This is a genomic window from Candidatus Bathyarchaeia archaeon (assembly GCA_038873195.1).
In the GTDB taxonomy this organism is placed as follows: domain Archaea; phylum Thermoproteota; class Bathyarchaeia; order Bathyarchaeales; family Bathycorpusculaceae; genus DSLH01.
In genome coordinates, this window is sequence record JAVZEV010000001.1 from 893342 (window position 1) to 912983 (window position 19642).

At 41.8% G+C, this 19642-nt stretch carries 16 protein-coding genes; 9 read left to right on the forward strand and 7 right to left on the reverse strand.

Annotated elements, in window-relative coordinates:
- Positions 1-2: 2 nt before the first annotated feature.
- Positions 3-461: an Lrp/AsnC family transcriptional regulator gene (locus tag QXW63_05050; GenBank protein MEM3461258.1), complete on the reverse strand. Its 459-nt coding sequence runs from the start codon at positions 459-461 to the stop codon at positions 3-5.
- Positions 462-663: 202 nt separating this feature from the next.
- Between QXW63_05050 and albA the strand changes: the two genes are divergently transcribed.
- The 4 genes from albA (at position 664) to QXW63_05070 (ending at position 4168) form a co-directional block, all read left to right on the forward strand.
- A complete protein-coding gene (albA, locus tag QXW63_05055; GenBank protein ID MEM3461259.1) occupies positions 664-942 on the forward strand; it encodes a DNA-binding protein Alba in 279 nt (92 codons plus the stop codon).
- Positions 943-1007: 65 nt separating this feature from the next.
- A complete protein-coding gene (locus QXW63_05060; protein MEM3461260.1) occupies positions 1008-1517 on the forward strand; it encodes a hypothetical protein in 510 nt (169 codons plus the stop codon).
- A gap of 17 nt (positions 1518-1534) precedes the next feature.
- The gene (gene aspS, locus QXW63_05065) at positions 1535-2854 is read left to right on the forward strand and encodes an aspartate--tRNA(Asn) ligase (GenBank protein ID MEM3461261.1); all 1320 of its coding nucleotides are present in this window, start codon (positions 1535-1537) and stop codon (positions 2852-2854) included.
- 237 nt (positions 2855-3091) lie between these two features.
- Positions 3092-4168 (forward strand): M42 family metallopeptidase, encoded by a 1077-nt coding sequence (locus QXW63_05070; protein ID MEM3461262.1) that lies wholly within the window; start codon positions 3092-3094, stop codon positions 4166-4168.
- Between the two features lie 52 nt (positions 4169-4220).
- Here the strand turns inward: QXW63_05070 and QXW63_05075 are convergent, their stop codons facing one another.
- The 6 genes from QXW63_05075 to QXW63_05100 all read right to left on the reverse strand — a co-directional run bounded on the left by QXW63_05075 (position 4221) and on the right by QXW63_05100 (position 8283).
- Entirely contained in the window at positions 4221-5240 is a 1020-nt protein-coding gene (locus QXW63_05075) for a transglutaminase-like domain-containing protein (protein ID MEM3461263.1), read from the reverse strand.
- Positions 5241-5538: 298 nt separating this feature from the next.
- The gene (locus QXW63_05080; protein MEM3461264.1) at positions 5539-6117 is read right to left on the reverse strand and encodes an HNH endonuclease; all 579 of its coding nucleotides are present in this window, start codon (positions 6115-6117) and stop codon (positions 5539-5541) included.
- A 108-nt stretch (positions 6118-6225) separates the two neighbouring features.
- Positions 6226-6408, reverse strand: coding sequence for a hypothetical protein (locus QXW63_05085; GenBank protein ID MEM3461265.1), 183 nt, complete (start codon positions 6406-6408; stop codon positions 6226-6228).
- A gap of 46 nt (positions 6409-6454) precedes the next feature.
- Positions 6455-6814 carry a retroviral-like aspartic protease family protein gene (locus QXW63_05090; GenBank protein MEM3461266.1) on the reverse strand — a complete coding sequence of 120 codons (360 nt, stop codon included), beginning with the start codon at positions 6812-6814 and terminating at the stop codon, positions 6455-6457.
- 45 nt (positions 6815-6859) lie between these two features.
- Positions 6860-7972: a radical SAM protein gene (locus QXW63_05095; GenBank protein ID MEM3461267.1), complete on the reverse strand. Its 1113-nt coding sequence runs from the start codon at positions 7970-7972 to the stop codon at positions 6860-6862.
- A 5-nt stretch (positions 7973-7977) separates the two neighbouring features.
- Entirely contained in the window at positions 7978-8283 is a 306-nt protein-coding gene (locus tag QXW63_05100; GenBank protein MEM3461268.1) for a MoaD family protein, read from the reverse strand.
- Positions 8284-8440: 157 nt separating this feature from the next.
- Here QXW63_05100 and thsB point away from each other — a divergent pair, with 157 nt between their 5' ends.
- The 5 genes from thsB (at position 8441) to QXW63_05125 (ending at position 19483) form a co-directional block, all read left to right on the forward strand.
- Complete coding sequence (thsB, locus tag QXW63_05105) at positions 8441-10084, forward strand: thermosome subunit beta (GenBank protein ID MEM3461269.1); 1644 nt, start codon at positions 8441-8443, stop codon at positions 10082-10084.
- Positions 10085-10418: 334 nt separating this feature from the next.
- Positions 10419-13079 (forward strand): C39 family peptidase, encoded by a 2661-nt coding sequence (locus QXW63_05110; protein MEM3461270.1) that lies wholly within the window; start codon positions 10419-10421, stop codon positions 13077-13079.
- Positions 13080-13174: 95 nt separating this feature from the next.
- Complete coding sequence (locus tag QXW63_05115) at positions 13175-14659, forward strand: hypothetical protein (GenBank protein MEM3461271.1); 1485 nt, start codon at positions 13175-13177, stop codon at positions 14657-14659.
- Entirely contained in the window at positions 14649-15365 is a 717-nt protein-coding gene (locus QXW63_05120) for a class I SAM-dependent methyltransferase (GenBank protein MEM3461272.1), read from the forward strand. The genes QXW63_05115 and QXW63_05120 overlap by 11 nt, the downstream gene beginning before the upstream one ends.
- A 182-nt stretch (positions 15366-15547) precedes the next feature.
- Complete coding sequence (locus tag QXW63_05125) at positions 15548-19483, forward strand: NosD domain-containing protein (protein ID MEM3461273.1); 3936 nt, start codon at positions 15548-15550, stop codon at positions 19481-19483.
- Positions 19484-19642: the final 159 nt, after the last annotated feature.

A 19642-nucleotide genomic window follows, 5' to 3' on the forward strand; every position in this document is an offset into this window, starting at 1 on the left:
CCTCACTTTATGCTTTCTATAGTAACGTAAGATTTTGTGTCTTGTATTCCCTCAATCGCAGATAACCTTTTCAGAACTTCGTCAAGTTTTTCACGGTCAACTATCAATAATGCGTCAACATCACCGGCTATTCTGAAAGCCCTTTGAAGAGTAAGCTCCTTAACCTTTTCATAAGCATACATTCTCTTGTGAGGAGACACCTTAAGAAAAACAAACGCGGGAGCCGACGTTATCCCAAGCGCATCCAGCCCTTTTTCGGTTACGTCTATGAACCCTCTGCCAGTGCGTATGTAATTTAAATCTCTAAGTTTCCTCAAGTGAACATTCAATGCTTGCCTACTTATGCCCAACTGCCTTGCCAACTCGTCCTGTTTCACATGTAACGTGTATGTGCTTGTGGACTTGCCTTTTTCATACAGCATCCGCAGAATTTTCAATGACCGTCTTGTTAATGCCTCCAATATTTCTTCCTCTTTGTAACGTTTTGTTAAAGTGAAATTTTACAATAGTAGGGATTATTTAAAAGTTTAGCAAACAAAAAAGCACAAGGCATGAGCAGTTTTCAGCCGTTAACTAGAAGTATAAACCGTAATGTATTTATTTGTCGACAAAAATGGTTATGAAGCCATAAAAAATGGAAAAACTAGGAGTGAGGCGGTCAGTATGTCAGAAAGCAACTCGGTATTGATCGGAAATAAGCCAGTAATGAACTATGTACTGGCTTGCATAACCCTCTTTCACGGCGGAGCAAAAGAAGTAAATGTTAAAGCAAGAGGGCGATCCATAAGTCGTGCCGTAGATGTCGTCGAAGTCGTTAGACGCCGATTCCTGCCAGACGTAAAGATCAAGAAAGTCGGCATTGGAACGGAACAAATGGCACCCAGAGAAGAGGGTAGCACGCCCACAAACGTAAGCACAATCGAGATAACCCTAGAACGCTAAACAGCGTTCGCGTAAATGTTCAGAGCTCCGCCCCCCTCCTTTATTTGTGGAGGGCACTGTTTCAGGTGAAAACAGTATTATGTAGTTTCTGTTTAAAGAGTGGGATACTGTGTCAGAAGTGTTCGGCTAAATTAAAGTCTGGAGAAATTAGTGAGCTTGATTTGAGGATTGCCCGTTTGTTGTTGTCTTTGGAGGAGAAGTATCCTTCTCTTCAGAATGTTTATTTTCACGGCGCGGTTGAAGTGGACGGAACTTTGGCTTTGGTTGTTGGGCATGGTGATGTTCCTCGACTTTTGGGTTATGGTGGTAAAATTATGAGGGCGTTGAGTGAGGAAACTGGTAGGAAGGTTCGTGTTTTGGAGTATGGAGTTGATGATCGTAAGTTTTTGGAAGATTTGTTTGCGCCTTTGAGCATAATGACTATTAATACGATTTGGTTGCCTGATGGAACTACTGAGACGAGGGTGATTTTGAAGAAGCGGCGTGGCGCGCAGCCGCCTTTTGATGTAAAGGCTTTAAAGGAGATTGCGCGTAAGGTTCGGAACATGGTCTTGCGTGTGGAGTTTGCGGATTAAGGTTTGGCGGTGGAATTGTGAAGTTGGATTCTCTTGGTGGGTGGCGTAGAACGCACTATACTGTTGAGATTAAGCCTGAAATGGATGGGGAGGAAGTTACTGTTTTTGGTTGGGTTCAAGATGTTCGGGATTTAGGTGGTATTCGGTTTATTATATTGCAGGACCGAGAGGGCACTGTTCAAGTTACTGTTCCAAAGAAAAAGGTGTCTAGCGAAGTTTTGTCGAAGTCTGATGTGTTGCAGAGAAGGTATAGTATAGGCGTGAAGGGTGTTGTGAAAAAGACAGATATGACGCCGAGAGGCATCGAAGTAATACCGAAGGAGATTAAGATTTTCAGCACTGCTGCTTCTCAATTGCCTATTGATACAACTGGAAAAACGCCTGCAAATCTTGAGGTTCGATTGGATGCGCGTGCGTTGGACCTTTGCCAAGAAGAAAACACTGCAGTTTTCAAAGTGCAGCATGTAGCCGTAGAGGCAATACGGGATTTCTTATTCGAGAAGGGCTTTTTGGAGGTGCATACACCACGGATAATTGCGTCCGCAACTGAAGGCGGTGCAGCTCTTTTTCAGGTTGATTATTTTGAGCGAAAGGCGTTTCTTGCGCAGAGTCCGCAGTTGTATAAGGAGCAGTTGGTGATGAGTTTGGAGAAGGTTTTTGAGGTTGGTCCTTTTTTCAGAGCTGAGGAGTCACATACGCGTCTTCATTCGAGCGAGTTTATTTCTGTGGATATTGAGCAGGCTTTTGCCGATGCTGAAGATGTAATGCAGTTACTTGAGCAGTTGATGCGGTATGTTTGCATAACCGTCCGTGAGAAATGTAAGAGAGAGTTAGCAGTGCTGAAATATTCTGTGGAAGTGCCGGAGTTACCTCTGAAACGCTTAAAGTATGATGAAGCATTGCGTGAATTAAAACGTGAAGGCATAGAGATTCCATGGGGAGAAGACATACCTACACCAGCGCTTAGAAAATTGGGCAAGATTCATCCACATCTTTATTTCATAACTGAGTGGCCGACGCATTCTAAGGCTTTTTACATAAAGCCACGTGATGATGATCCTGAATTATGTGAAGGTTTTGATTTGATGTGGCGGTGGATAGAGCTTGTTTCTGGTGGAACGAGAATTGCTTCTAAAGAGCTTTTGATAGAGCGGTTGAAGGAGAAGGGCTTGAATCCGGAATCTTTTAGGTATCATTTACAAGCGTTTGACTATGGGATGCCTCCGCATGCTGGTTGGGCTATTGGGCTGGAGAGGTTGACTATGATGTTGACTGGGAAGAAGAATATTAGAGAAGTGACGCTTTATCCTCGGGATAAGTTTAGGTTGACACCTTAACGATTGTTTGAAGTGATAGCAAACTAGGTGATAGCCTTATTTTTTAGGCTCTCTGTAGCTGTTAGCCCCCCTTATATATAGGTTGAAGTTGTGGTTAGGGTTTGGTTTGCACGTTTCTGTTTTGTTTTTGTGGAAAATTTTTGGGTAGATTTGGTGTAAACTTGTTTGGAACGTGGGAAAGTCTTTTATTTGTTGACTGTATAGTGCAAAGTTCTTGACATGTAAGGTGGAACTGGTTTGGAGAAGGAAATTAAGAGTCTTCTGGAACGTTTGACTCAGGCTCCGGGAGTTGCTGGGTACGAGATGAATGTTGGAAAAGTTGTCTATCAGGAGCTTGAGAAATGCGCGGATTCCATTGAGATGGATAATTTTGGGAATGTGATATCGCTTAAGAAGGCTTCTGTGAAGAATGCTCCGAAAGTTATGCTTGCGGGACACATGGACGAGATTGGGCTAATTGTTAAACATATTGATGATAAAGGTTTTCTGTACTTTGAAAAAGTCGGCGGGGTTTTTCCGAGAACTTTGTTTGCTCATCCCGCAATAGTCCACGGCAAGAAAGGCCCAGTCTATGGCTTAATAAACTGTAAATCACCAGAAACGCCCGAAGAAGCCAATAAAGTGCCTGATTTGAAGACGTTTTTCATTGATGTAGGTGCAAAGAGTAGAGCTGAGGCTGAAAAGTTGGGCGTGCGAATAGGCGATTCGGTTACTTTTGAGCGCCCGTTCAGGGTTTTAGGTTCTGGGAATATTCTTGCGAGTAAGGCGTTTGACGACCGTGTGGGCGTTTGCGTGATTATTGAGACTATGAAGCGACTAGCGAAAGAGAAGGTTGAAGCGAATGTTTATGGCGTAGCGGACGTGCAGGAAGAGGTCGGCTGCCGTGGAGCACAAGTTGCAGCCTATAGGATAGCGCCAAACATGGCTATAGCCGTTGATATAACGCTTGCGGGAGACATTCCAGGCGTAGCCGAGAAGGATCAAGTCACGAAGCTTGGTGCGGGTCCAGCGATTAAGGTTATGGATGAGGCTGGTGGCGGTTTGGGTTTGATTTCTCACCCGAAAGTGAGGGAGCTTCTGGTTGCGACGGCTGAGGAAGAGAAGATTCCGTATCAAATGGAAGTCTTGCCCAGAGGTTCTACCGACGCAGCGACAATCCATTTGACAAGAGAAGGAGTCCCAAGCGGCGTAATATCAATACCAACAAGATATGCGCATTCATATGAGGTTCTGGACGTTAACGATGTCGTCAACGCCGTAAAACTCCTAACAGCCACCATCAAAAAAATCAAGAAAAACATCAACTTCAAATAACAGATATACACTGCCACCTTGACTCGCTCCTTTGCATAGAAAATAAGCGTTCTTAAGGAATATTCGCTAAATCTATTTCTATGAAAAAAGATCTGCCGGTTCCTGTGCTGTTTACAATAAAATTACTGTCTCTGTCGTTGACATAAACTCTGTAGTAGGGCTCGGCTGGTTCTATGCCAGTGTTATTATAAGTTGAGGGGCCTAAATTCAATGTAAGCATACCATCAGGACCAGAATGAAATTCTGGTAAAGAAAATTCAGTGCCATGGAACATATGTTTAAAAATGATTCGGGCATTAATCACGGGCTCGCCATGTTCAGTTACTCTTATTGTTATCTTATCTGTTGTCACATAGTATGTGGTCAACTCTATCAACCCTTGACCCGTCTCTGCAACAACATAAGATAAGCCGCCCATCTCTGCAAGTCTTTTAGACGCTCTCTCCTCTCTTGTTACCAAATTATAGCTATAGCCTGGATCGACAACCATCCAAGTGCCATTAAATTTGATTTCTACGAACATATGGTCTTCCCCAGACAGGTGCACTATACGTGATTCTATGCCTAGATTGTCAAGCAAAGTTTTTGCTGCATAAGCCATCTCTCCACAGTTTCCCACACCAAGCATTAGAAATTGCAAAAAGTTGCTTGAACATCGATGAAGATACACATACCAGCCTTCAATCCCATCAGGTCCTCCAGCCCAAATCGTGGAATTAAGAACATAAGACGAAACAAATTTCACCCTCTCTATGTCGCTCCGTATGCCTCTAGCATTTGAAAGAGTCACGCTGATGCCTATATATGTCATCACATAAGGCGCCAAAAGAGTAACAATTAGCATGAGAGCTGAAATCATTGAGGCTTTCTTTTTTGATAGCGAAAAATCATCAGGCTTTCTGAAATAGAAATACAAGCAAGCGACCGGAATGGAGACCAATGGAAGGTATACGTAAGGTAAAGACGTAGCAAAGTCATAACCGATGGTTAGCATAACATAGTAGACACGGATCAGTAGCATCATGAAGACCGAGAATAAGATTGCACACCCTAAGACTCTGAGACTCTTCATTTTATTGGTTTTCTGAGACTGCCGACTGATCAACATAAGTATAAGGATACTGATTCCGATTGAGGGCATAAAGCCATAGTAAATATCAAAAAACACAATATGAATCAAACCAACATTAACAGTATAAACCAGTCTTAGAAAAATAGCAAGAGAGAAAACTAGGGAAAAGATAAAATAGACTCCGAGATACAACAAGGGAGATGGGTGTTTTTTGATGCATTTAGTTAAGTATGTTGAAACGTACTTAATCGAGGTTTTCACTTTAATTCGTCACCCTGAAAGGCATAACTGCATCGTTTTATTGAAAACATAAAGTCAAAATTCCATCCAGACAAAGTGGAGAAAATTTTCCTTCAGACTTCTCCCTTACACACAGTTTCTTTATGTCGCATTTTGGGCAAACATCTTCTCTGATTTTGTTGGCACCTAAATTTAACAGATTTTTTTCTTTTAGAACTTCGTAAACTAGTTTGAGATATTTGCCTTCTGCTATTCTAGGCACTTCATATTTAGCTCCCTCTAAACCTTTCTTAATGGTCCAAAACTCGTAAAGCCTCTTTGAACCTTTAGATGAAATGCATTCTTGACAAACCCAAATTACATTTTTCTCATCATCTGGTCCATTAAAACATCGAGGCAACATATGGTCTATCGTCAAGTTTGTTTTAGCTCCGCAGAATATGCACTCATCTTTTCTCTCTCTTTCCTTCACATACTCTCTAATTTCATTCCAGAAAATTTCGCCCTCCTTAAGCTGCCAAAACTTCTTCATAACAAAACCATAATTCTTCTTCCCAAAACCCGCAGACTCAGCAATAATCTTAGCATACTGCCAAAAAATCAAATCCCTAACGCTCCTAACCACTGGCGGAGGCATGTTCCCACCCAGAAGAACTTGATTAACAAGAAGCTTATATTTTTAACATCTACGAGATTATGGGGTACTATTTTTATTTGTCCACATGAATGACACACGATTAAACGTTCATTTTTGTTTCTTGAAGGGGCTTGGGAAGTATACTGCTTTTTTGGTAATTTCAACAGAGCATGTTCCGGTTTTCTTACACCATTCTTCGCATTCGCGAGCAGTCTCTTCATCCAAGTAGCCCAAACCGCACATTTCACAAAGAAAAAGAATCTTAACGCCAATTTTCTCCTTTTTAACCAAACTGAAAGCCCCTATGCAACTTGGTTATGTAAGTAAAAGCGTGTTCCTAAAGAATCATAAGTTCTAATGGCGTCAATTTTCCAGTAACTGGGTCAACCTGCATGCCTAACAATTCCAGAGTTGTAACTCCTAACAGTATAGGTGTTTTCTCTGGCGCTATAGCAACCAGCGACGTAACCCCTTTCCCTTCAATCATTATGTATGCTTCAGAAACGGGATATTCAACAACCTCTCCGCTGGCAATCTTGAACTTCCTCATATCCACAACTTTCAACTGTAATCTTTCAGCAACGCCTTGAGGGATTACCGTATAAATCGCGCCCGTATCAACAATAAACTCCAACTCTTCCTTCAAATTACGGTCTAAAGGATTAGCAATAACTCCACGAATTCGCACATAACCCATAGTACCACGGGAATTAAATGGTCAACTTGATATAAAAGGCTTAACTCACGAAAGCAAATGAACATTTCCCACACGCACATTCTTTAAATGTTTCTCAGCCGCCTCTTGACACTCCAAGGCTTGCTTTCTACTAGTAGTCGGCAAATCATCCATCACATAGCAAGGGTAAAACGCCAAAAGCGTGTAAGGAATACTCGCGTCTATTTCGCTTATGAACTTGGCAATACCCTCAATTTCTTTCACATCCACGTAGCCCGGAACAAGAAGCGTACTCGCACCAAGCACCGGCAACTCCCTACGCTTCGCATAAAACTTCTCTCCAATCATCCGGAAATTCTCAATCGTAGGCTTGTTCGAAACTCCACACAACGCAAGGCTTAACGGTTCACTCCAACACTTCAAATCAAACTTAATGTTACCACCACTCTCCAAGGCGATTTCTGCTGCTTTCTCCGCCAACCGAGGATTCATGTAACCATTCGTTTCCCAACAAACCCGCAAAATACGCTTCTCCGTTTTTGCCTTTTCCAACGCTATACGCGAGGTCTCAAGACTATGCGGCATTTGAGGCGACGGGTCACCACCAAAATAGCAAATACAAGAAACATGCGCATCCACTTTCGCCGCCAAATCCGCTGCATTCAAAACAGGCTCATGCTTAACAGACAAACGCCGATAATGCCAGTTCTGACAAAACAAACAATCGTAGCTGCAAGCGCCGTAAAAAACCGCCAAATTCGCATACCCAAACTCCGCAGTAGGCTTAAGCGCGTAACGCGGATAACCAGCGCCCGTGCAGCCTGGACAAAACCACCAACTCACGCAGTTCGTCGGCAAACCATCATAATACCACTCCAAAACACCCCGCTCAGCAGTGCCACCGTAACGCTCCAAACGTCCACCAACATTCCCTACAAGCCCACAAAACCCACGCTTACCATCGCCAATCACACACTCGTTCGCACATACGCCACAAGCCAAACCACCCGCATCACGCGGCGGCTCAGCAGGTAAACCAAACACACCGCAACTCTTTGCATGAACACTACGCGTTATCTCAAGCGCCTTCTCCGGTTTATCCCTAATACACCTTAAACAAACGCCTAAACCATCCGAAACCGTCTCGGCACTATAACCACAAACAAGACATTTACCCATAACCGTTAACCGCCGCCCACAGGCGGAACAATCGCCAAAACATCCCCATCTCTAAGAGGCGTGTCCAAACCATTAAGCGTTGACGCACTTCTTCCATTAACAAGAAACTGCAAGAAACCCTTCACTTCACCCGTCTTCCGGTCAAAAACGTAATCAACAAACTCCCGCCCATAACGCTTCGAAAGCCTCTCCAAAACCAAACCAATGGTAATCTTCTCCTTACCTGAAAACTCCAACGTCTCCTCTCGCTTGCCAGTCAACTCTCGCAGGCTAGTAAAGAACCGCACCGAAACACGCACTGCAACACTCACCAAAAACACAAGAGCAAAGCCACAATTTTAACCCTTATGCATTCAATTATACAATCGCAACAAACCAAAGTAAAAGTTTATATTTTTGTGCCTTTTGCTTATTCCGAATTGGCAAAAAACTAACATTTTAACAATAAAGGTGAAAGGTGAGTTAAAAATGGCATACTTAACAACAACAGCATCTGGACAACCCGTACTCATACTAAAAGAAGGCACATCAAGAACCCGCGGACGCGAAGCCCAAAGAAACAACATAATGGCAGCCCGCGTAATCGGCGAAGTACTCAAAACCACGCTGGGACCACGAGGCATGGATAAAATGTTAATCGACAGCCTCGGCGACATAACAATAACCAACGACGGCGCAGCCATACTCAACGAAATAGAAGTCGAACACCCAGCAGCAAAAATGATGGTTGAAATCGCAAAAACACAAGACGACATGGTAGGCGACGGAACAACAACCGCCGTAGTACTAGCCGGCGAACTACTCAAAAAAGCAGAAGAACTCCTAGACCAAAACATCCACCCAACAATAATCGTAAGCGGCTACCGCAAAGCAGCAAACAAAGCCGTAGAAATCATAAATAAAATCGCCACACCAGTAAACATCGAAGACCGCCAAACCCTCAAAAAAGTAGCATTAACCTCAATGGCAAGCAAAGCAGTAGGCACAGCACGCGAACACCTAGCAGAAATAGCCATAGACGCAGTCAAACAAATAGCAGAAAAACGCGGAGACCGCATGATAGCCGACATAGACAACATCCAAATAATCAAAAAAACAGGCAAAAGCCTACTCGAATCACAACTAGTCCAAGGCTTAATAATCGACAAAGAAGTCGTCCACCCAGGCATGCCCAAAAAAATCGAAAAAGCCAAGATCGCCTTACTAGACTGCCCATTAGAAATTGAAAAAACAGAATTCAGCGCCGAAATACGCATACGAGACCCCAACCAAATGAAAGCCTTCCTAGACCAAGAAACCAAAATGCTCAAAGAAATGGTTGACAAAATCAAAGCCTCAGGCGCAAACGTGGTGTTCTGCCAAAAAGGCATAGATGACATGGCACAGCATTTCCTAGCAAAAGAAGGAATACTCGCCGCCAGACGCGTAAAGCAATCAGACATGGAAAAACTTTCACGCGCAACAGGCGGACGCATAATCACAGACTTAGCCGACTTAACAAAACAGGACTTTGGCGACGCAGGCGTAGTTGAAGAACGCAAAATCGGCGAAGACAAAATGATTTTCGTCGAAAAATGTAAAGACCCGCGTTCTGTAGCCGTGCTAATCCGCGCAGGACTGGAAAGAATGGTTGACGAAGCCGAACGTGCAATGACAGACGCGTTATCAGTCGTGTCAGACGTGATAGAAAACAACAAAATCGTCGCAGGCGGAGGCGCAGTAGAAGTTGAAATAGCCAAAGAACTGCGAGACTACGCAACAAAAGTCGGCGGACGCGAACAACTTGCAATAGAAGCCTTCGCAGACGCCATAGAAGTAATACCGCGCACACTAGCCGAAAACGCTGGGTTAGAACCTATAGACATAATCGTTGAACTACGCGCTGCACACGAGAAGACAGACGGGAAGCACATGGGCGTGAATGTTTTCACAGGCAAAACAGAAAACACCTACAACAACGGCGTAGTCGAACCACTAGTGGTTAAGGAACAAGCAGTCAAATCCGCCGCAGAATCCGCATCAATGATACTCCGCATAGACGACGTCATCGCCGCAACAAAACCAAAAGAAGAAAAACCACCAAAAGGCGGAGAAACCGAAAGCGAAGAATAGCCCCCCTTTCTAATTTTTTCTCACTCCCAAAACCCCACGTTTTAATACACCAAAAATTTAAACAACAAAACCATATTCTATTAGCGGAAGCTCCGGTAGTATAGTCCGGTCAAATCTATTAGAAGTTGTCGATTTCTCCCGCACCTTCCCCCTTTTTCTATTCTATTGTTAAGGTGCCGTTAATTTGTTACCCCCGTAAGCACTTACACCCCATAAGTAAACAACTTTCCGTTAACTGCAACTAACAGAGGTTGGAAATAAAAGTTTGGTGTGAAGTTTTCTAAAGAGTATCTTTTTATATCGGCTATTCCGAATTTCTTTTGGAGGAGGGTTATTGTTAAAGTTTAGATTGAATCAATGGTTTATTCTGATTTTGATTTGCGTATCTATTTTGCCTGCGTTCACTGTAAGTGTTTCAGACGCTCCAGCGGGTTTGCCTAACGTTGCAGAGGCTATTATTATTGCGGAAGGCCATTTTATCGATGTTCCATTTTATTATCAAGTGAAAACTTACTATTGCGGCCCAGCTGCTTTGCAAATGGTTTTTGATTATTTTGGTGAGAATGTTTCTCAGTTTGAGATTGCTGATGTTGCGCGAACAGTGCCTTATGTGACTTATACTGATGAGCTTAGGAGGGCGGTCCATTTTAGTGATATGAGCACTTCTATGGGAAGCGAAATGCCAGAAAACATAACTGGATACTCAGCCAGAAAACTTGGATATGCAGCTTTTGAAATGTTCAGTATGACATTGGATGATTTGAAGGCTCTTATTGATAGGGATTTTCCAGTAATCTTGCTCATGAGGTGGATTCCGGGCGAATCTTATGGCCATTATAGGGTTGCTGTGGGCTATAATGCGACGCATGTTTTCTTGCATGATCCGTGGAATAATGTCCTTTGGGGCGGAGACTATGGCGGTCCAAACCTACCTATGAATTACACATTCTTTAATGAGATGTGGGACTACTCTGGCCACTGGGGATTATTTGTTTCTCCATGGAACGTTAAAATTGAAACACCAAGCAATATTTACGTGGGCCAAACTTTTACTGTTACGGCAACAGTTTTCTATGTTTGTCCCCTTCAAACTCCCATTTATGTTTATGAAGCCTCTTCATGCAATGCGACAATAACCTTACCAGAAGGATTAGCCCCCGCTGATGGTGAATCACCAACTAAAACCCTCGGAGAAATTTACGCTGGTGGCAGTGCTCAAACTTCTTGGAGGGTTAAAGCTGAGCGTCCAGGAAACTATTCAATAACAGTTGAGGCAGAAGGGAAGATTACAGGAATTGTTGGAGAAAAAGCTGGTGTTGGCCCAAGTTATCAATATGAGGATAGGATTGGAGGATACAGCTCGAGCTTTGTAAATGCGGAAGTTGCCTCGCACATCTACATCGACGCCATCAAACCAATTAAAGGCACCCCGGGAACAGAAGCCTTCATTTTCGGAGGGGGAGCCACTCCGAACGGGACGGTTGTTGCCTTGCTGAGCGGCCCAATAAATCAGACAATTGTTATTATAGATTCACAATCCACAAAAATCCAAGAAAACGTAACAATTATAATCAACATGACTTTAGGGTGGACTGTAGCAGACTCCGATGGATTCTGGTCTATACCCTTCACTGTGCCTGAAGCGTCTCCAGGAGAATACGAAATTTTTGTTTTAGATAACTTCACCCAAACAAGCGATGTAACCAAATTTTACGTATTACCGCCAACTCCTACCAAAATACGAATAGAAAATATTAGTCCAGTTGAAGGATACCCAGATACTCTAGTTTTCATAGCAGGACATGGAGCAACCCCAAAAGGTGAAGTCAAAATCTACTTTGACCATTTAAATGCCGCAAACACAATAGCTTATGACGACGGAGGGTGGTCAACAACTTTTATCGTACCGGACGTTAGCCCTGGAAACTACACGATTCTGGCATTGGATGTCGCATCAAACACCTCTGACAACGTGATGTTCATAGTGCTGGAATTTGCTCAACGAAGCGTCGGAGTAAAAGAAGGCGACTGGGCAAAATATAACGTGATCTTCAACTATTCAACAAATGATCCTACTATGCCAGTTCCTCCCCTCGCGGACATAGATTATTTATTAATAAGAATCGTTTCAGTTGTGAGAACTAATGTCACCTATGAGTCTATTGTGCGCTACAAAAATGGAACTGAACAAAAAGAAGTTTCGTGGCTGGACATAACTACAGGACTAACCTGCTATGGAGCCACAATGTCGTATGGACCAATCATTGCAGCAAACCTAACAGCGGGCGATAAAGTATATTTCAATGATTACGCCCCAACAATAAACTTAACATCCGTAGCGTTCTACGCAGGTTTGCAAAGGGTGGTCAATTCTCTATTAATAAAAACAGATACAACCATTCCAGGCTATTATAGAACCGTTATGGACTTCGAAATTCACTGGGATAGGATAAGCGGCATATTATGCGAACAAAAAATGAACGCCAGTTACACCAACATAGAGAAGGGCTACGAAACCAGCATGTTTCTCCAGATGGTCATAACAGAAACAAGCATTTGGATCAAACCAAGCATAATAAACGTCAAAGTTAGTTTCTGTCCACGCACGTTAAATTTGAAGAGCAGAGGCAAATGGATAATCTGTATTGTAAAACTTCCTAAAGGCTATACCGTGAAAGATGTCGACAAGTCAACAATTATGCTAAACGGCACCATCAAAGGCGAAGTTATCAACAAAGCTGAAAGAAGTCGCTATTTAATAGTTAGATTTGACAGAAAGGCCGTCATTGAACTCATCTCTAAAGAGATCATTTGCAAGAAGAAGTCCATGGAAGTATCGCTAACAATAACTGGCGAATTCAAAGATGGAACAACATTCTCTGGAACAGCCACTATAAGAATAATAATACCGTCGAATAAAAACGCCAAAGAACACACTGCTTGCTTGTACTTCAAAAAACCACATTTGCCACGAGATTCCGTTAACAGCGACTAACAGAAATATATGTCATTTCGTTAAGGGTGAATGTTATAGAGGATATTTCCAAAAAAATTATAGCTTTAGTGATTGCATTTTAGTTTTAATGTTTTATGAATGGGGATGTTGGTTTGTGGCTTGGATGGTTTGCGGGTAAGGTTTCTTCTTGGTTTGTTAAGAGGCGTAGGGATTTGGTTGCCAAGAAGGTTAGGAGGGCTTTGCTTTCTATTCCCTTCTATAGAGAGAAGCTGAAGAAAAACTCTATTGGGCTTCATGAGGTTAAGGGGATTAACACCATTGAGAAGCTTGACGTTTTCCTTCAAAAACACAAGATAGAATGGGTGAAAAGCGAAGACCTTATTGACGGAGATTTTTCCTCCCACTTAAGCCTTACACCTAAAAGCGAAAGAACTTGGGTTCAATATTCGTCTGGCTATACGTTAGTTGAGCGTTTAAGAAAAGGTGAAAAGTTTCTGGAGGCTGCAAGAAAGTTTAGAAGGAAAAAGGTGGCTTTTACAGAGAACGATTTAAAGCTTGTAATAAATGAAGCCTATAGTCGTGGCTTAGAAAGACTATTTCCAAACAACATTATACCAAGAATTGCAATTTTCTCGAGGTTTTATGTTTACGGGGGGTCTGGAACCTATCCGTTCGCAAGCCTTTTAAGAATATCCTGTAAGCGTCATGTCATAGTTTTTCCGTATAGTGAACCTTCAAGTAAAGAACAGCTTTGCGACTATGTTCTTGATTCAATCGAAAACGACACAAATGGTATAATCATTCCCCCATCTACTCTTTGCGATGTAGGCGATTTTATGGTAGAGAATAACCTCAAATATCCAAATTTAAGGTATATAGGAACCGGTGGTTTTAAGGTTACAAAAGAGGCTGTGGAGTTAGGACATGAAATAGGTGCACAACTAATTATAAACGCATATAGCGTGCAAGAATGTATGCCTTTAGGCTGCATAGCCTCTGGAACCATTTCAAGCCTAGATAAGAGCTGGGAGCCTACTGAAGGTTTGATGGTTATGGGAAATCTCTGCCATGTTAGGGTGGTGGACAGGAATGGTGAAAACGTTGAGGAAGGCGAGGAAGGCGAAATAAGGATAACTTCCCCGTTTGAAGGAACAACCCTAATCGATTATGCTCCTGGAGATGTTACAAAACTATTAAGCTACAATAGCGCTGTTGAATTTAAAGGGTGGAGAATAAACCTGCCGTATGCGTTGCTTTCATACGATATTAAAAGGAGCCATGAAAGCTCTTATGTTAAAATAAGGGAGTATCCCATGTCCCTGCCAATTTTGAATGAAATTCTCGCAACACACTGCAGCTATGACTATGCGATCTTTAAGCCTCAATTAAAAGATGAACTCATAATACTCGTTCCAGAAAGCATTAAAAAAAGCGACTTTGATGAAATATGCCAAAAAATTAGATACATCGCATATCCGCCAATTTACGATTTTGTAAGAGTGAAAAGGGTTAAAGAGGACAAATTAAGGAGAATAGTCTACTCGAACATTCACCATAAACCCCACAACATCATCCTCGAGCCTTCACGGCAGCTTGAGGAAGAAATCAATGCGCTTTAGAACCGTTTTAAATGATTGGCTGTGGACGCTTTATCCCTTTTTCTATGATAGGATGCGCATTCTCCCCTCATACAGAGAGATGATGGAGAAAGTTGCTGAAAGCTTGTCTCCCAAAAAGAATAGCGTATACCTTGATTTGGGGTGTGGAACAGGCAACCTAATACAACTGCTCATATCAAAGGGCGCAACCGTATACGGTTTAGATTCCTCATTTTCAGCATTAAAAGTGGCTTATGCAAAAATAAAAAAGCAAAAAACAAGTGGTTCTGCCAGAATTCACCTTTTTAAGTTCGTGGACAAGCTACCCCTCAAAGACGAATCTTTAGATGGGATTTCCGCTGTAAACTTCATCAATTACATAGAACCATCTTCCGTGCAAAACCTGATTTCAGAGGCGAAAAGGGTTTTAAAGAAGGGCGGTAGGCTAAGCCTCGTATACGTGCAAACGGTCGCCTACACAAAAGGAGTAAGCGACTACAAGCTGCTTATAAAACAGAAACCGCTCCAAGCAATAACTTCAACACCATTCTACTTGGCTGTAGCCCTAATGAACCTCCCCATGAAACTAAAAACAAACATAATCCACTACAAAAAAGAATACATCGAAAACCTCATGTCCAAAACAGGCTTCAAAAACATCAAAACAACCCCCACATACTACGGAAAAACAACCCTATTAACTACAGGAGAAAAACCTGCAGAATGAAATAGGTAAAACGAAGGAAAGCTAAAAATTTTCGTAAAAGACAGCGGCAACAAACACCATCAAGGGTTAGGTTTTCTGTTAACGATGACTAACAGAAAATAGTTGTTAGATAATAGTAATAGAGGATTTCTTCACAAGTCTTATTTTTTAGAACGTATTAAGCAGAGTAGGAGAATGATGGATTGTTTAGGAAAACTGCTGCAGAAATATTGTTATTCCTTCTTTTGGCAAACATGTTGATGTTCGCATTCAAAATTGAACTGACTGAGGGTTGGACTGGAACTGTTTATGTTAGGGCTGATGGGAGAATAGATCCAGCAGACGCTCCTATGTCAACCGTTGACAATGAAACTTATACTCTAAAAGATGACATCATCGGCAATGCCAATGGAATTGTTATTGAACGGAATAACATTGTGGTTGATGGAGCAGGCTATGCCCTCGAGGGAACAGGAGCGTCTGATTCGAGAGGAGTAGACCTAACTGGAAGAAACAACGTTACACTCAAGAACTTGACAATCAAACAATTCTCTTACGGCATCAATCTTGAGAACTCTAGCAACAATACCATTTCGGGCAACAACATAACAAACAACAATGTTGGCGTTAGACTTTGCTATTCTTCAAACTACAACCTCATTTTTGGTAACAACATAACAAACAATAGCGATGTTGGCTTACTCTTGCAGATATCTGAAAACTATAATCAGATTTTCTACAATGAAATAAACGAAAACCGTTGGGGCATTTGGCTTTGGTATTCTTCATTCAACAATATCTGGGGTAACAATATCACGGCTAACGCGCGCGGTATAATCCTTTTCCATTATTCCTCCAACAACGCCTTATATATGAATCACATCGAGGACAATGTTCAATATGGGCTTTCGATTTCAAGCGATTGTGCCAGCAACACCATTTATCATAACAACTTTGTAAATAACACTTGTCAAATGTATAGTGGTGCAGTGAATAGGTGGGATGATGGCTATCCAAGTGGCGGAAACTACTGGAGCAACTATAATGGCGTTGACTTATATAGTGGCCCATATCAGAATGAAACTGGAAGCGACGGAATAGGCGATGAACCATACGTAATTGACGAGAACAACCAAGATCGCTATCCACTTATGAACCCTATTACTTTGTCTTTACCATGGCGTGATTGGACACATTACCACAGTTACAATGAACTTGTCAGCACCATTTTCCACTTATATATGACTTATCCAGAAATTGTAGATGCCTTTCCAATTGGAAAGAGTTGGCAGGGCCGAAGCATTTACTGCATCAAACTAACTAACGAAAGAATAACAAATCCGAAGCCCAAGTTACTATTCATAGGTTATCACCATGCCCGAGAACCCATAAGTGCAGAATTACCATTATACTTTGCAGTAGACGCTGCTACAAATTTCGGCATAAATGAAACTATAACTCGCATGCTAAACTACAGCGAAATTTACATAATCCCAGCATTAAATGTGGATGGCTTCGATGCCGTTAAATTAAATGAATGGCAACGTAAAAACGTCCACCCATACGACGAAGATGGAGATGGTCTACTTGACGAAGATCCACCAGATGACGAAGACGGAGACGGCTACATAGAAAACCTTTTCTTCCGAAATGAAACCCACTCTTGGTTCATTAGAGTGGAAGGATTCGACGATGATGGCGACGGCTTATATAACGAAGACTGGATTGGAGGAGTCGACCTAAACAGAAACTACAACTGGGATGAGTTCTATGCTCTTGGAAGCCCAAATCCCTGGGACGAAACATACAGAGGACCAGAACCCTTCTCAGAACCTGAAACACAAGCAATACGCGATTTCACGCTCCAACATTATTTTCAATATGCCATAAGTTTTCATTCTGGTGCTGCTTCGATAGGTTGCCCGGAAGGATATACTGAAGAAGAGAGTAGAAAATTTATTGAAATTGCAGCAAATCTTTCAGATCTTGTAGGAGTGCCATGGTATTTTGCAGGTCAATTGGGGTTTCCAACAGGCTTCTGGGATGACTGGATATATCCCAACATAAGCAAATTCCCATTTACATGCGAAATTTACGGTAATGAAAGTGCTTGGCAATATGAGCCTGGCCCCGAACCTGACACATATTGGGAGAAAGGTATAACACAAGTCTTCAACCCAGAACCAACTCAAATAATGGCGGTAATTGAACGATGGCTACCAGTTTTTACATACTTGGCAAACAGAGCAATAGTTGAAGCTTCAAAGGTTAGAAATAGCAACACACTCTTGGGCTACATGAGTATACAGGAGGCAATAGATGCATCAGAAACCTTGGATGGACACACCATCATGGTCGGAGCTGGAACCTACTATGAGCACGTTACAGTAAACAAAGCCGTGTCACTTGTCGGAGAAAATCCGGCAACTACAATTATTGACGGAGGAGGTTTCGGAACTGTTATAAATATAACAACATCCAATGTAAGCATAACAGGTTTCACGATACGAAACGGTGGCGAGGGAGTTCTTGATGCTGGAATTTGCTTAGATAACGTAGATAATTGTAGCATTACCAGAAACTATATAACAGCGAACAACAACTTTGGGATCTTTATTTATAATTCCTATAACAGTATTGTTTCAGAGAATAACATAGCTGGCAATGACTGGTTTGGTATCGACCTGGAAGCATCCTCTAACAACACTTTTTCAGGAAACATCTTCGTTGAAGATGGTTTGGTCATTTATAATTCCTATGGAAACATTGTAGCAGATAACCTTGTTAACGGAAAGCCTTTAGTTTATCTTGAGGGTGCTTCAAACATGACTGTTATCGACGCTGGGCAAGTTATACTTGTTAACTGCAATCACATAATAGTGGAAAATCTCAACTTATCAAACACAGACATAGGAATACAGCTTTCAATGACAAATGATACAATAATAGCCAATAACATCATAACAAACAACAACATTGGCGTTCAATTCGAAGCTTCTTATAATAACATAGTTTCGAAAAACAATATAGCAAATTACTTGGTAGGCTGCGCACTATTTAATTCAAAACAAAATACGGTTTCAGAAAACACTATAAAAGATAATGGTGATGGAGTATTGTTGTATAATTCCTCGGACAATTTGTTTTACCACAATAATTTTGTAGATAACTTCGCACATGTGCGTTTATACGTGAATTCTTACAACATTTGGGATTATGGTTATCCTTCTGGCGGAAACTATTGGAGTGATTATGGTGGAGTTGATTACTATAGTGGTGCATATCAAAACGAAACGGGCATGGATGCCATTGGGGACAACCAATACTTCATTGATCCAAGTAATGCGGACAGATACCCGCTCATGAACACTTGGCCTACACATGATCTCGCAATAATCAATGTTGTTCCTTCTTCTTTAAGTGTGAAACGAGGAGACTATTTAACCATTAATGTGACGGTTATTAATCAAGGAGATTTTGTTGAGACCTTTAATCTAACAGTTTATGCCAACACAACAGTTATCGGAACAGAAACGATAACAGATTTGCCCATCAGAACCTCAGCAACATTCTCTTTCACATGGAATACAGCAGGCTTTACCACAAGCAACTACATCATCAGTGCTTATGCCACCCCAATTCAAGACGAAACTGATGCCGGAGACAACATCTATGTAGATGGAACAGTCACGATAGAAGAAATAGACGTAATACATGACATCGCTATATCAAACATTACATTTTCAAAGCAAAACCCCTCTGTCAACGAAACGATCTTCGTTTATGTAACAGTGGAAAACCGAGGCAACTTCACAGAAACCTTTGATGTAAGCCTCAACTATACTTTACTCTTTGACCCATTAATCGGAACAAAAACAGTAACCTTAGAACCCGGAGGACTCGTAACATTAAATTTCACGTGGACGCCGAATGCTACAGGTCGCTATGAAATAAAGGCCTACACAAATGAAATAACTGAAGACATAAACCCATCAGACAATACAAAAATAACCTATCTCTACGCTTCGGCAGCTTACACTTCAGACTTTTCTACAGAGGTAACTGATTGGCTATATATGAATCTGAGAAGCGTAAGATTTCGTTACTTGGCGTATCCACTAACACTCCAAATTCTCTAAATTTGCGCTACTTTCATTCAATCGAGAAAAGATGAGCCTTTATTTGCACTAAACTAAAATATCTATCTATTTCTGTCACTTTTTCTGTTAAGAGACACTAATAGAAAACAGTTTATGCGACAAGATTCGGTGGTTTGTGGTAAATGGCGAATATCTTAA

What these genes read in the sequence shown, in the direction of transcription:
- QXW63_05120 (MEM3461272.1), top strand. Translation starts at nt 14,649, where the DNA reads ATGCGCTTTAGAACCGTTTTAAATGATTGGCTGTGGACGCTTTATCCC.
- QXW63_05095 (MEM3461267.1), bottom strand. Translation starts at nt 7,972, where the DNA reads ATGGGTAAATGTCTTGTTTGTGGTTATAGTGCCGAGACGGTTTCGGAT.
- thsB (MEM3461269.1), top strand. Translation starts at nt 8,441, where the DNA reads ATGGCATACTTAACAACAACAGCATCTGGACAACCCGTACTCATACTA.
- QXW63_05115 (MEM3461271.1), top strand. Translation starts at nt 13,175, where the DNA reads ATGAATGGGGATGTTGGTTTGTGGCTTGGATGGTTTGCGGGTAAGGTT.
- QXW63_05075 (MEM3461263.1), bottom strand. Translation starts at nt 5,240, where the DNA reads ATGAAGAGTCTCAGAGTCTTAGGGTGTGCAATCTTATTCTCGGTCTTC.
- albA (MEM3461259.1), top strand. Translation starts at nt 664, where the DNA reads ATGTCAGAAAGCAACTCGGTATTGATCGGAAATAAGCCAGTAATGAAC.
- QXW63_05080 (MEM3461264.1), bottom strand. Translation starts at nt 6,117, where the DNA reads ATGCCTCCGCCAGTGGTTAGGAGCGTTAGGGATTTGATTTTTTGGCAG.
- QXW63_05090 (MEM3461266.1), bottom strand. Translation starts at nt 6,814, where the DNA reads ATGGGTTATGTGCGAATTCGTGGAGTTATTGCTAATCCTTTAGACCGT.